We start from the raw sequence: 14414 nt of genomic DNA, 5'->3' as shown, positions 1-14414 counted from the left end.
ATATGGCGATATTGACTTCCTCCGGCCGCGCGGCCGTCGCAGCATCGATCAAGGCCATGCCGCTGCACCTGGCGTGGGGCGCGGGCTTGCCGGCCTGGGATGCCACGCCGGAACCGGAACCGGTGCTGGCCACCGCGCTGCAAAGCGAAATCGGCCGGCGCGAACTGACGCAATCGCTGTTTTGCGTGCCGGACCCGAACGGCGAAGTGATCGTCCCGACCGGACGTTTTTCGATCAGCAACGAGCCGACCAACAACCTGTACCTGCGCTTCAACTTCGACTTCGCCGATGCGGCCGCGTCGGACATCCGCGAAGTGGGCGTCTTTGTCGGCACCGTGGTCAAACCGGGCCTGCCGGCTGGGCAGAAGTATTTCACGCTGTCCGAACTGGCGCAGCGCGGCCAGTTGCTGGCGCTGGAGCGCCTGCCCAAGTTCACCCGCAACGCGGCCGTGCGCCAGACGTTCGAATTTGTCATCACTTTCTAAGGGAACACCATGGCTGAAAACCTGTTACACCATTACGACCGCCACGATCCGGCGCGCAATTATGAGAAGCACCTGTTCCGCGCCGGTTACGTGCTGCAATCGGCGGAACTCAATGAAATCCAGAGCGCGTCGCTGCAGCGCCTGAAGGGCGTGGCCGACGCGCTGTTCAAGGATGGCGACATCATCCGCGACGCCCAGGTCAACGTGAACCAGGCCACCGGCGCCGTCAAGTGCGGCGCCGGCGCGGTCTACCTGCGCGGCGCCGTGCGCGGCGTGGCGTCCAGCCAGGTCACGATCCCGGTCGACAAGACGGTGTCGATCGGTATTTACCTGCTGGAGCGCGTGGTGACGGAATTGCAGGACCCGGCGCTGCGCGACCCCGCTTCCGAAGTGCGCAATTACCAGGAGCCCGGCGCGGGTCGCCTGGAAGTGGCGACGAGCTGGGGCTGGCAGGCGGCGGGCCAGGCCGATGGCCAGGTCGGCGAATTCTATCCGGTCTACACGGCCGACATGGGCGTGCTGCGGTCGAAATCCACGCCGCCCCAGCTCGATTCGCTGTCGCAGGCGATTGCCCGCTATGACCGCGATTCCACCGGCGGCGACTACGTGGTCAACGGCTTGCGCATCACCATGCTGCCGGACGTGAACGGCGTGCAGCAATACAGCGCGGATGCCGGCACGGCGCGTGTCAACGGCTTCCCGGTCGATATCCCGGCCGCGCGCCGCCTGCCCTACAGTGCCGCACCGGACATCCGCTTCATTGATTCCGAACCATGGATGTCGACCACCACCGGCGCGCAGCGCATCACGTTCGACCGCACGCCGGTGCAAAACATCACGCAGGTGCGCATCACGGCGGAAAAGACGGCGGAAATCGTGCACGGCTCGTTCCTTGGCTCGCAGGACCCGCTGCCCAACAGCTCGATCGTGGAAATCGTCGAAGTCAAGCAGGGCGGCACCACCTACGTGCAGGGCGTGGATTACAAGCTCACGGGCCAGAAGATCGACTGGAGCCTGGACGGCGCCGAGCCGTCGATCGGTTCGACCTATACGGCGAAATACCGCTACATCACGTCGGTGACGCCGGGCGCCGTCGATGAAACCGGCTATACCGTGACGGGCGCCGTGGTCGGTACGCTGGTGCAGACGTCGTACAACGTCAAGCTGCCCCGCGTCGACCGCCTGTGCCTGACGCAGGAAGGCACGTTTGAATGGGTGCGTGGCACGTCGACCGACTTCGATCCGGTGCCGCCGCCGGTGCCGAACCAGTTCCTGCCGCTGGCCATGGTGCGCCAGGCCTGGACCGCGGAGCGCACGCTGCAAAACGATGGCTTGCGCGTGGTGCCGATGAAAGACCTTGAAGAAATCAACGAGCGCCTGAACAACATCACCGACATGATCGCGCAACAGCGCCTGGCGTCGGACGCCAATGCGCGCAACGCGGCGGCCAAGAAGGGCATGTTCGTCGATCCGTTCCTTAACGATAACCAGCGCGACGCGGGCATTGTGCAAAGCGCTGCCATCGTGCGCGGCGAACTGGTGCTGCCGATCAGCGCGGCGTTCCTGCGTCCGGGCGCCGACATTACCGCGCCGCAGGTGCTGAACGGTACGCCGGCCACCGTGCTGCAGCAGGGCGCGATGACGGGGGCTATGCAGATCAACCCTTACCAGGCGTATGACCCGATTCCGGCCACCGTGAAACTGGATCCGCCGGCGGACCGCTTCACCATCACCAACACCACGTGGACCAGCGCGGCGACCGAAGTCATGACGGTGGGCGGCGGCCTGCAGACGCGGGTGAGCGTCGATACGGAAATGCAGGTGATGTCGAGCACCACGCGGGCCGTGGAATTCCTGCGCCCGATCGACGTGACGTTCCAGGTTGACGGCCTGGCGCCGGGCGAAGTGCTCAATGCGCTGACGTTCGATGGCATTGCCGTGACGCCGGTCTCGGTTTGATTTTTACAGATATCAGGAGCAACTATGGCGCTTGTCGCAAATAACCAGGGCCGGATTTCCGGCAAATTCACCATTCCCGCCAACGTGCCGTCCGGCCGCAAGGAGTTCGTCATCAGCGGCTCGCAGGGCAACCGGGGCAGCGCCATCTACGTTGGCGATGCCAGCATCACCGACCAGGTGGTGCGCTGGCTGACCACCGTCACCATCAACCGCTACGACCCGGTGGCGCAGACCTTCTCGCTGTTGCAGGCGGAACAGGTGAAGGCGGTCGACCTGTTCGTCACCGCCAAGGGCGCCAAGCCGGTACGCGTGCAACTGCGCGAAACCGCGTTCGGGGTGCCGACGCAGACCGTGCTGGGCGAAGCGGTGCTGGTGGCCGCAAGCATCACGGCCGGCGCATGGAACCGTTTTGAATTTTCGTCGCCCATCAACTTGTCCGCCAATGTCGAATACGCGGCCGTGGTGCTGAGCGAGGAAGCAACGCCTGCCGTCGGTATCGCGGAACTGGGCAAGTATGACGCGGCCAGCGCGAAATGGGTGACCAGCCAGCCTTACCAGGTGGGCGTACTGCTGTCATCGTCGAACGCGTCGACGTGGACGCCGCACCAGGACCGCGACCTGGCGTTCCGCATCGTCGGCCAGCGCTACACGGAAAACAACCGGCTGGTCGACCTGGGCGCGATCAACGTCGCCAACGTGACGGAATTCCGCCTGCAGGGCCTGATCGAAGCGCCGATGCAGGGCGCCACCGGCGACTACCAGCTGGAATTCCCCGACGGCCGCGTGGTTCGCGTCGGCAACGGCCAGGTGGTGTCGCTGCCGTCGCCGGTGACGGGCTCCGTCAAGGTGCGTGCCGCGGTGTCTGCCACGGCCACCCATTCCGCCGTGCTGCATCCGGGCACCTTCGTTGCCGCCGGCAGCCTGGCCACCACCGCCGATTATGTGACCCGCGCGATCGAAGCCGATGCGCTGGGCGCGGACGTGCGGGTGGTGTTCGACGCGGTGATTCCGTCCGGCGCCACCGTCAAGACTTACTACAAGGGGCTGGACGCTGGCGACAACTGGGTGGAAATGCCGCTGACCGGCACGCCAAAACCGCTGGACGACAAGCTCTATGAATTTTCGTTCGCCAGCAACGACGTGATGGAAGCGCGGCTGCGCATCAAGCTGGTGCTGACGGGTTCCCCGACGGCGCGGCCGCGCGTGCGCAACCTGCGCGTGACTGTACTGTAACCATGGACTGACACATGATCGATCAAAAAACTTCCCATCAGGGTTATCCGCTGCCGCATGCGGATAATGCCCTGGGCTTTGACGTGGCCCGCGTGCGGGATGCCGTCGCGGCCATCGATGGCGACGTCTTCCAGGCCACCGCCATTGCGACGGCCGCGAAACAGCTGGTCGATGGCGTGATTACCGATACCGTCACCACCGCGCAGGCGGGCAAGGTGCTCAAGCTCGATGCGAATGCCGCGCTGCCGGCCAATGTGACGGGCAACGCGGCCACCGCCGACAAGCTGAAAACCGCGCGCACCGTGTCGCTGTCGGGCGCGGCCAGCGGTTCGGTGTCCTTTGACGGCAGCGCCAATGTCACCATTCCCGTGACGGTGGCCAATGACAGCCATACGCATGCGTTCGGCAACCTGACCGGCAAACCCAATTCGCTGGGCGGCTATGGCATCCAGGATGCCTACACCAAGTCGGAAATCGACAACCTGGTGACGGGGCTGGACATGAAGGCGTCGGTGCGCGCGGCCACGACCGCGGCGGTGACGTTGTCCGGCCCGCGCACTGTGGACGGTGTGGCGCTGGTTGAAGGCAACCGGGTGCTGGTGAAAGACCAGGGTTTGGCCGAGCAGAACGGCATATACGTGGTCAAGGAGGCCGGCGCCTGGGCCCGTACCGACGATGCGAACACGGGCGCCAAGGTTTCGCCGGGCATGTATGTGTTTGTCGAAGAAGGCGTTGTGAACGACAACTCCGGCTGGGTGCTGGCAACCAACGGCGCCATCAATGTCGGCACGACGGCGCTGAGCTTCGTCCAGTTCAACGGGTTGGGACAGGTGAGCGCCGGCACCGGGCTGCAAAAGAGCGGCAATGTGATGGCGCTGGCCGATACGACGGTGGCGGCCGGCGCCTATGGCTCGGCCACGCAGGTGGCGCGCGTCACGGTCAATGCGCAGGGACAGTTGACCAGTGTGACACCGGTAACCATCACGCCGGACTGGAGCAGCATCACCAACCGCGATGCGGCGCCGGCCAGCCATACGCATACGCTGGCGATCGGCGACGGCACCATGCAAAAGATGACGGTGGCAACCAATGAGCGGCTCAACATCAAGGCTGGCGCGAACGTGGCGCTGTCGTTCGATGACGCGGGCAATGCGGTGACGATTTCCACCAGCGGCCAGTTGTCCGGCAACGTCGATACGGCGACGCGCTTGCAGACGTCGCGCACCATCACCCTGTCCGGCGACGCCACCGGTTTCGTTGATTTCGATGGCAACGCCAACGTGACATTGCCGGTCAGTGTGCTGGACGACAGCCATTTGCATGCGTTCACCAACTTGACCGGCAAACCGAATTCGCTTGGCGGCTATGGCATCCTCGATGCATACACCAAGACGGAAGTTGAAAACCTGGTGTCCGGACTGGATATGAAGGCATCCGTGCGCCTGGCGACCACGGCCGACCTGGGCGCGTTGACCGGCTCGAAAACCGTCGATGGCGTGAACGTGGCCACCGGCGACCGTGTGCTGGTGAAAGACCAGGTGTCCGCCGTACAGAACGGCATCTACATCGCCAACACGCTTGGCAGCTGGAACCGGGCCGGCGATGCGGATAACAGCGCCAAGGTGACACCGGGCATGTACGTGTTCGTCGAGGAGGGAGCGGTCAACGACAATTCCGGCTGGGTGCTGGCGACCAATGGCCCCATCACCCTGAACACGACGGCGCTGGCATTCACGCAATTCAACGGGCTGGGCCAGGTGACGGCCGGTACGGGGCTGCAAAAGAGCGGTAATACGCTGGCGTTGAACAATACCGGTGTGAGCGCTCGTACCTATGGTTCAGCGACACTGATTCCCTCTGTGGCGGTGGATGCGCAGGGCCGCGTGACCGGCGTGACCGAGGTGGCGCCAGTCGGTGACTGGAACACGCTGCAAAACAAACCGACCACGCTGGCGCAGTCCGGCATCACCGATGTCTACACCAAGACCCAGGTCGACAACTTCATCACGGGGCTGGACATCAAGCCGTCGGTGCGCGTCGCCACGACGGGGAACCTTGTCACGCTGGCCGGCCTGCTGACGATTGACGGCGTGACGCTGGTGGCCGGCGACCGCGTGCTGGTGAAAGACCAGACTACCGGGGCGCTGAATGGCATCTATGACGCCGCGGCCGGCTCCTGGCAGCGTTCGCAGAACGCCAACGACGGCACGAAGCTGTCGGCCGGCGCCTATGTGTTCGTGGAAGAGGGGACGGTCAACGACAACTCGGGCTGGGTGCTGGCGAACAATGGCGCCATTTCTGTTGGCACGACGGCGCTGACGTTTGTGCAGTTCAATGGATTGGGGCAGGTGACTGCCGGCACGGGGCTGCAAAAATCGGGCAATACGATTGGACTGGCCAACATCGTTTCCGCTACCGGCCCGGTCGGCACGGGCACGACGGTGCCGGTGGTGACCATCGATGCGACGGGGCGCGTGACGGCGCTGACCAGTACACCGGTGACGCCGCCGGCATGGACTGCCGTCACGTCCAAACCAACCACGCTCGCTGGCTATGGCATTACCGATGCGCAGCCGGCATCGACTGAACTGAACGCCGAAGCCGGTTTGACGGGCACCGGCCTGATTGCCCGCACCGCTGCCGGGACCCGTGCCGTGCGGTCGCTGGCGCAAGGCAATGGCATCACGGTCACCAATGGCGATGGCGTGCTGGGAAACCCGACGGTGGCGTTGTCCAGCATCGTCACTGCAACGGGGCCGATCGGCAATGGCACGACAGTGCCGGTGGTGACCATTGACGCGACAGGCCGTGTCACGGCGCTGACCAGTACAGCGGTCACGCCGCCGGCATGGAGCGCCGTGACGTCCAAACCGACCACATTGAGCGGTTATGGCATTACGGATGCGCAGCCGGCGTCGGCGGAATTGAATGCGGAAGCGGGCTTGTCAGGTACCGGGCTGATTGCCCGCACCGCCGCCGGCCAGCGTACCGTTCGGTCGCTGGTGCAGGGGACGGGCATCACGGTGACCAATGGCGATGGCGTCAATGGGAATCCGACGGTGGGGCTGGCCAATACATCGGTCACGCAGGGTTCTTATGGTTCGTCAACGGCGGTTGCCGCGATTACAGTCGATGCGCAAGGTCGATTAACAGGCGCAACTTCGGTAGCGATTGCACCGCCGGCCTGGACATCCATCACTGGTAAGCCGACCACCGTGGCGACGCTCGGCGTCAGCGATGCACTTTCCACCAATGGTGGTGTACTCACCGGTCCGATCGATGAAGCCAAGGGTGCGGATATCGCCAGCGCTGCGACAGTGAATCTGCAGGCGGCGACCGGTAACGTGGTCGACGTTACGGGCGCTGCCACGATTTCCGCAATAGCGCTGAATAGCGGGGCGGAACGTACCGTGCGGTTTGGCGGCGCTGCTGTCCTGGCGCACAGCGCCTCGCTGGTACTGCCTGGTGCGGCGAATATCACCGCTGCTGCTGGTGATTTTGCGATTTTCAGGGGGTATCCCGGCAATGTGGTGCGTTGCGTGGTGTACAGCAGGGCCAATGGCACGCCTGTGGTGTCGGTTTCGCTGGGAGCAGGAGGCGTTACTGCAAACGCCAGCGTGACACTGACAGTGGATACGCTGGGTGTGCTGACGGCCACGCCGGTTGCACCGATGCAGGCAGTGACTTTACCTGCGGCGAACACTTGCGTGAAGGGATGCGGTGTCTTGTCGGTGTACAACCAGAGTAACGAATTCCAGTATGGCGTTCGGAATGCCGCAGGGGTGTTGATTTGCGTTCTTGAACCGCTGTCCAGTGCTGTTTTTGATTTGCAAGGCAATGCGACGGTGGCAGGGGAGTGGGGATATGTCGTGCAGGGGGCGGAGGCCGGTGCATTAATGTCAGGTCCCGTCAGCTACCCAAACGGCCATCAGGCAGCAGGGCAAGTGCTTGTAATGGACGCCAATACGTCCTTGATGCTGAGCAGTTCCCAAAACAGCGGAAGCCAACTAGCTGGTGATGTTTTTGTCACAGCATTTTCTCGTACTTCGCTGTCTTTTGGCGCTCCGGTGATGGTTTTTAATAATGCTGCCGGAGGCAATCCTGTTATAAAGAAATTGTCTGCAACGACGGCTTTGTTAACGTGGAAGACTTGGCCATCGTATGCGATCAGCGCGTGCATCGTGACGCTCTCCGGGACTGCTGTGAGTGTGGGCGCAATCGCGACTCTGGCGTTAGGCAGTAATGAAAGCGTTTATACGGACGTGCAGACTATGGTCTTAAACTCCTCGTCTGTCGTCTTGGTAGCTGGGGTTTCTAATTCTAACAATGGCATTTACTCCACCACTGCATGGGCACTGAACATTTCAGGTAGCACAATATCGATTGGTTCCGGGGTAATACTTGTTTCAGACGCGGCGCATCAGGCAGGTTTGGGCTTATCAAGTTGGCTGCAGATCGATTCCACCAGATGTATTGCGGTCCCTGTTTACACGGTCAACGGCTATCTAAATGTTCGAACCATGGCTGTATCCGGAACGAATATTGCGGTCGGTATTCTTTACGTCAGCCACTCAGACGCGGGCGGTGCTACCTATTCAGGATTGGTTCAACTTCCGGGTACCAACAAGTTCATTTTAAATTACGGCATAAACACCACCACGATCGCATTGGTGCTGACTGTCGATGCCGGTGTGAACGTGACGCAAGGTGCAAAACGCGATTTGGGTGGCGGTGCGATGGCTCGCATCTTCCCTTATGACGCAACCAGGGCCTGGGTATGGCGGCCGCAAGGTACCTGGGGTGCCTATGTTTCCTCTATGGTGGAGTCCAATGGGACGCTGACGATGGGAACCGTACAGGAATTGGATGGCAATAGCACTCCAATTAATCCTACCGGGAATGGATGCCATATCCTTATCGGCATAGCATCCAATACATCACGCTGCAGGATGAACTTTGATGGCAATGCTTTTTCCTTTACCTACGTGACGGAGCGGGAACCTGCCGCCTTCGGGCGGACGCAATATGGCACCAGCTATTGTGACACGACCACGTCGATCAAGAAGAATGGCAAGGTATGTTCCATGTTCCCCCGGGGCCATGTGGTGAATGGCACGACGATGACACAGTTTTCGCAGTCTCACGCGTTCATGACCTCAAAAGGTAATACCCGGACACAGGGCATGGCCAGTCCTATCGTTTCTTTAGTTGAGGTCGCGCAGTAATTTTGTATATAACGAATTTCTTTCAACCCGCCCCGAGCGGGTTTTTTTATTTCTAAAAGGAGCAACACATGCCAGCAACCTCTTTCTTCCACGGCGTCACCGTTACCCTGGTCGACACCGGCCCGCGCGCCATTGCCACCCCATCGAGCTCGGTGATCGGCCTGGTGGACAGCTACACGCCGGCCGCCGGCTTGGCCGCGCCCAACACGCCGGTGAAAATCACGTCGCTGCGTGAGGCCGCGGCGGCGTTCGGCGCCGACAGCGCGATGTATAAATCGCTGCGCGCCATCTATGCCCGCACCAGCGCCGTGGTGGCCGCTGTCGGCGTGGCCAAGGCGGCCGATGCGGCGGCGCAGGCGACCGCCGTGATTGGCGGCGTGACCGCGCAGGGCGCCCGTACCGGCCTGCAGGCGCTGCTCGACGCCAAGTCGGTACTGGGCCTGCATCCGCGCCTGCTGGTGGCGCCGGGCCATTCGGCCACGCAGGCGGTGGCCACGGAAATGGACGGCCTGGCGGGCAAGCTGCGCGCCATTGCCATCATCGACGGCCCCAACACCACCGACGATGCCGCCGTCGCCCATGCGCAGCACTTCGGCAGCAAGCGCCTGTACCTGGTCGATCCGGGTGTGCGCCTGTGGGACTCCGCCACCAGCGCGGACATCGATGCGCCGGCGTCGGCCGCCACGGCCGGCCTGTTCGCATGGACCGATGCCGAGTATGGCTTCTGGGTCTCGCCATCGAACAAGGAAATGGTGGGCGTCACCGGCACCAAACGCCCGGTGGAATTCCTCGACGGCGATGAAACCTGCCGCGCCAACCTGCTGAACCAGGCCAAGGTCGCCACCATTATCCGCGATGGCGGCTTCCGCCTGTGGGGCAACCGCACCTTGTCGGCCGACCCCAAATGGGCGTTCGTGACCCGCGTGCGCACCACCGACATGGTGATGGACGCGATCCTGTATGCGCACAAATGGGCGGTGGACCGCGGCATCACGCGCACCTACGTGAAAGACGTGACCGAAGGTCTGAACGCCTTCATGCGCGACCTGCGCAATGCAGGCTGCATCATCAATTTCGAAGTGTATGCCGACCCTGAACTGAACTCGGCCAGCCAGCTGGAGCAGGGCAAGGTGTACTGGAACATCCGCTTCACCGATGTGCCGCCGGCTGAAAACCCGAACTTCCGCGTCGAAGTGACCAACCAGTGGGTCACCGAAGTGCTGGACACCGCCAACTGATCACTGAACACCCCTGACCATTAGGAGAGAAAATATGATTCCGCAAACCCTGTACAACTTCAACCTGTTCGTCGACGGCACCAGCTACGCCGGTGTCGCCACCCAACTGACCCTGCCGAAGCTGAAAGTCAAAACCGAAGACTACCGTGCCGGCGGCATGGACGCCCCGGTCAAGATGGACGTCGGCCTGGAAGCGATGGACGCCGCGTTCTCGATGGCGGGCGTGGCCAAGGACGTGCTGAAGCATTTCGGCCTGTCCGATGCTTCCGCGTTCAAGGGCACGTTCCGAGGCGCGTTCCGCGACCAGAAAGGCGCCGTGGTGGCGGCCGTGGCCACGTTCAGCGGCACGCTGTATGACGTCGACATGGGCGACTGGAAAACCGGCGAAAAGGGCGAAACCAAATACACCGTCAACTGCAGCTATTACAAGCTGGAAGTCGATGGCGCCACCGTGTTTGAAATCGATCCGGTGGCCGGCATCCGCTTCGTCGACGGCAAGGACCAGCTGGCGGATGTGCGCGCCGCGCTGGGCGCCTGATTCATTCCGCATCTTCACTGATTGACTCCACGCCCGGCCACAGCGCCGGGCGTTTTTTTTTGAAAGACTGATATGGAAAAAAATGTTCCGCAATGGCTGCGTCCCGGTACGGACGCGGTGACGGTCACGCTGTCGCGCCCTGAATCGTTCAACGGCGTCAAATCCAACCAGGCCGTGCTGCGCGCGCCCACGGTGCGCGACATGCGCGCCGCGCAGCGCCTGCATCCGAACGATGTGGAAGAGCGCGAGTTGGCGCTGTTCGCCAGCTTGATGCAGGTGGCGCCGGCCGATCTCGAACAGCTGAAACTGACCGACTACAACCGCATCCAGGAAGCGTACTTTCGGCTGGTTTCCGATGCTGCGCCTGACGCCGCAGCAGGTGCGCAGTCTGGCGCAGCGGTTGGCGACTGAGTACGCGTTCCAGCCATCGGAAATTGACCGCATGACGCTGGAAGACATGTTGTGGTGGCTGGAACGGGGTGAGGAAGGAGGACACGCAGATGGCGGGTAATGACGAACTGGTGGCAAATGGCAAGGACCGGATCGAGCTTGGTACGACGCTGAAGGATGGCGGCCCCGCCGCCATCGGCAGCATTTTTGCAAAGGCGGAAACGAATGCCGCCACCTACCAGGCCATCATCCGGGATATTGCCGTATTACGGCTGAGGCAAGCGCAGGTTGCCACGGGGCGGGTAGCAGAGGTGGATGAGGCGCTAGAACGCACGGTGGCGGGGGAAATCTCGAAGGTGGCGCAGCAGGAGGGCCTGGACCGTAATGTGCTGGGCCCCGCCATCGGACAAATGCTTGGCGATTTGAAGTATGCCGATGCGCTGGCGCTTGCTCCCGTGATGGCGAAATTCGCGGTAGGGCAGAAAGCCGATGCGGGCGCGTCGGCCGCGCTGGTGGCGCGGCTGAACAAGGACTTCGGCGTCGACGCCAAGGCAATGCCGGTCGCGCTGTCGCGCCTGGCGGCATTTAGCAAGGATAACGGTGTCGAGGGCACCGAACTGGTCAAGGCTGTGCAGGTGCTGCTGGATGACTTGAAGTTCATCGGCTACACCGACACCAATGCGGCCCAGCGGGCGCTTGCCATGCTGCATAAAGGCATGGATCGATATGGCAGCGCCAGTTCCGCCGCCAGCCATATTCACCAGGATTTGCAAAAGTCGTTGGGCAATGGGAGTGCCGCTGCGAGACAGCGGGCCATTGCCAAGGTCAAGAATGAGTCCGACCTGAAAGACGGTATCGAGACCGTCGATGACGACATGCTGAACCGCGACCAGCGGGCACAGCGCGGGCTGTCCGGTGCGAAGTGGCAGCAAACAGGGGACGCTGTCCGCGACGCGTCGGTGGAGGTGGGCAATGTATTGAAACCGGCCACCGACGCCGCGGCCGGGGCGCTCAAGGACCTTGCCGTGAGCGCGGGGGCGCTGGCCACGGAAAATCCAGCGGCAGTCAAGGTGGGTGCGGTTGCGGTGACGGTCGTGGGTACCGTTCTGGCGGCGATGGCGGCAAGGAGCATGGCATCCGGCGTCGTATCGGCTGGCAAGGGCTTGTTTGGCAATGGCAAAGCCGCTGGCGGAATGGCCGCGGGGGCTGCGGGATCTCCGCAGCCGGTGCTGGTCACGAACTGGCCGGGCGGTGCGGGATTGGGCTTGGATCCCGGTGGCGGCAAGGGCCGGAAGGCGCGGCGCACAGCGGCCGCATCGCGGGCCGCGGCACGCGGGCAGCCGCGTAATGCGCAGATGCCGCAGCAGTTGCAACGACCTCCTGGAATGGGAACCGAGATTCCTGCCCGGGAGCGTGGTTTGGCGGCGCGGGCCAGGAGCCTGGCGAGCAGGATGCCGGGAAGAGCGCTTGCGCGGACAGCGGTGTCCCGCGCCGGCTTGTTGGTACGGGGGGCGTCGCTGATCGGCGCTGCCTGGGGCACGTATCAGGCGGCCGATGCCGTGTTGCGGGGGAACTCGGAGGCGGAGCGCAAGCGGGGCATCAAAATGGGCCTCGCGATGGCGGCCGGCGCCGTGATCGGCGGCGTGCTGGTCCCGGGGATCGGCATTGCCGGCGGTGCCGCTGCTGGACATGCGCTGTATCAGATGTTTGGCACGTCCGAAGAAGAGGCAAAGGCAGAGGAAAAGAAACGGGCCGGGAAAGCCTCACCGGGCGTAGTAGCGCCGCCAGCTTCGGCGGTTGCCGCTGTTCCGGGAAATACGCCGGCAAAGGCGGCGGGAGCCCCTTCACAGCCCACGGCCGCGGCCAGGCTGTCGGCAGTCTTGCCCGGAGCCGCACTGGCGGCGACAGCGGTGACCGTTGATGCAACGCGGCACGGCGTCGGGGGCGTATCCGCTACGGCCGCCGCCAGGGAGTCCATGCCGCAGGCTAACGCAATCTCCTCTCAGCAACTGGCGCCAGCTGGTGCTCCGGGCAAGTGCCAGCCTTGCGCCCCTGCCATGCCGCAGCCCGCGCCGCAACTGCACTTCAATCCCAACATCACCGTCACCGTCCAGGGCGACGTGCGCGAACCGCGCCGCATCGCCGAAGAACTGATGCCGTACCTGCGGCAATTATTCGATCAATTCCAGGGCCAGCAACAGCGTTCGTCGCTGTTTGATGCACCCCTGACTGCGGGAGGAATCGCAACATGAGCATAGACAGCTGGATCCGCCAGGCGACTGGCGAGGCGGCCAAAGCGGCCGAGCGGGTGCGGCAGGCCGAGGCGGCGTTGAAGCAAAAAGCGGGCGGGCTGGAAAAGCAGGTCAACGGGCAGGCGCTGAAGGCTGCGCAATGGATCGGTACGGCCGCCGGCCATATCGACCGCGCCGGTAAACTGGCCGCGTCCGCATCGGCAGCATGGAACCACGTGCTGCCTGCGGCGGAAGCGGCGGCGGTCAAGCGCGGCACGGGCGTGCTGTCCGCCGCTGCCGACCGGTTCGCCGCCAGTGGCATTGCCGCGATCAAGGACGCGGGTGAACGCCTGCAGGCATCGGTGGCGGGGCTGGGCAGGAAGCTGGGTGTTTTCGGCACGGCGGGGCAGCCCGCTACGCCTGCCGCCGTGGCCGAGGTGAAACCGTCGTCGCAACTGACGCCGGCGGTGCCCCGGCTGGCGGGGGCGACGGAGGCGACCAGGCATTTGCTGGTCTTGATGCCGCCGGCAGGCGATGGCTTTTACTTCGGATTGTCCGCCACGGCATTCGACTTGTTGCGGCGGCAAACCGCGTTCGGCATCGACAGCGTGCCGCGCCTGGGACGGCCCGATGCGGCGCAAGCGGTCGGCCAGGGTTCGGAAACGCTGACGCTCAGCGGCGCCGTCTACCTGTCTCACCGCATGACCTTGGGAAAGGGAAACGCCGGCGCCGATGAACTGGCGCTGTTGCGCAAACTGGGCCTGGCCTTGAAGCCGCTGCAATTGTCGACGGGGTCCGGCGAATTGCTGGGCCGCTGGTACATGACCAGCCTGACGGAAGAGCGCAGCTACCTGATCGCAGGCGGCCATGCGCGCAAACAAACCTACACACTGGAGTTCAAACGCTATGGCGACGATTATCAGAAGCTGTGACGGCGACATGCTCGACACGCTGTGCCACGCGCATTACGGCCACTTGCAGGGCGTGGTGGAAGCCGTGTACGGCGCCAACCCAGGACTGGCGGCGTTGCCGCAGCCATTCGCTGCCGGCGTGCTGATCACGCTGCCGGACCTGGCGCCGCGGCAGGCGCACACCATCCAGCTTTGGACGTGAGG

10 protein-coding genes are annotated in these 14414 nt (G+C 63.4%); all 10 read left to right on the top strand.

Annotated elements, in window-relative coordinates; translation table 11 throughout:
• Window positions 1–2: 2 nt before the first annotated feature.
• Window positions 3–485, top strand: a complete 483-nt coding sequence (locus tag GJ700_RS11145; protein ID WP_154373664.1) for a BW3TFN family phage tail fiber component — start codon at window positions 3–5, stop codon at window positions 483–485.
• A gap of 9 nt (window positions 486–494) precedes the next feature.
• On the top strand, window positions 495–2444 hold the full coding sequence (locus GJ700_RS11140) for a DUF4815 domain-containing protein (RefSeq protein WP_154373662.1): 1950 nt from the start codon (window positions 495–497) through the stop codon (window positions 2442–2444).
• A gap of 24 nt (window positions 2445–2468) precedes the next feature.
• On the top strand, window positions 2469–3677 hold the full coding sequence (locus tag GJ700_RS11135; protein WP_154373660.1) for a hypothetical protein: 1209 nt from the start codon (window positions 2469–2471) through the stop codon (window positions 3675–3677).
• 215 nt (window positions 3678–3892) lie between these two features.
• The gene (locus GJ700_RS11130) at window positions 3893–8902 is read left to right on the top strand and encodes a beta strand repeat-containing protein (protein WP_195763861.1); all 5010 of its coding nucleotides are present in this window, start codon (window positions 3893–3895) and stop codon (window positions 8900–8902) included.
• A gap of 68 nt (window positions 8903–8970) precedes the next feature.
• Window positions 8971–10140 carry a phage tail sheath subtilisin-like domain-containing protein gene (locus tag GJ700_RS11125; protein WP_154373656.1) on the top strand — a complete coding sequence of 390 codons (1170 nt, stop codon included), beginning with the start codon at window positions 8971–8973 and terminating at the stop codon, window positions 10138–10140.
• Between the two features lie 34 nt (window positions 10141–10174).
• Window positions 10175–10678: a phage major tail tube protein gene (locus GJ700_RS11120; protein WP_154373655.1), complete on the top strand. Its 504-nt coding sequence runs from the start codon at window positions 10175–10177 to the stop codon at window positions 10676–10678.
• Window positions 10679–10750: 72 nt separating this feature from the next.
• Window positions 10751–11089, top strand: a complete 339-nt coding sequence (locus GJ700_RS11115) for a phage tail assembly protein (RefSeq protein ID WP_154373653.1) — start codon at window positions 10751–10753, stop codon at window positions 11087–11089.
• An 89-nt stretch (window positions 11090–11178) separates the two neighbouring features.
• The gene (locus tag GJ700_RS11110) at window positions 11179–13320 is read left to right on the top strand and encodes a hypothetical protein (protein ID WP_154373651.1); all 2142 of its coding nucleotides are present in this window, start codon (window positions 11179–11181) and stop codon (window positions 13318–13320) included.
• Entirely contained in the window at window positions 13317–14231 is a 915-nt protein-coding gene (locus tag GJ700_RS11105) for a phage tail protein (protein ID WP_154373649.1), read from the top strand. Before GJ700_RS11110 ends, GJ700_RS11105 begins: the two co-directional genes overlap by 4 nt.
• Window positions 14206–14412, top strand: a complete 207-nt coding sequence (locus GJ700_RS11100) for a tail protein X (RefSeq protein WP_154373647.1) — start codon at window positions 14206–14208, stop codon at window positions 14410–14412. Before GJ700_RS11105 ends, GJ700_RS11100 begins: the two co-directional genes overlap by 26 nt.
• Window positions 14413–14414: the final 2 nt, after the last annotated feature.

It is taken from the genome of Pseudoduganella rivuli, from assembly GCF_009674485.1.
Lineage (GTDB): Bacteria > Pseudomonadota > Gammaproteobacteria > Burkholderiales > Burkholderiaceae_D > Rugamonas > Rugamonas rivuli_B.
This window is presented reverse-complemented; position numbering and strand designations above follow the sequence as displayed.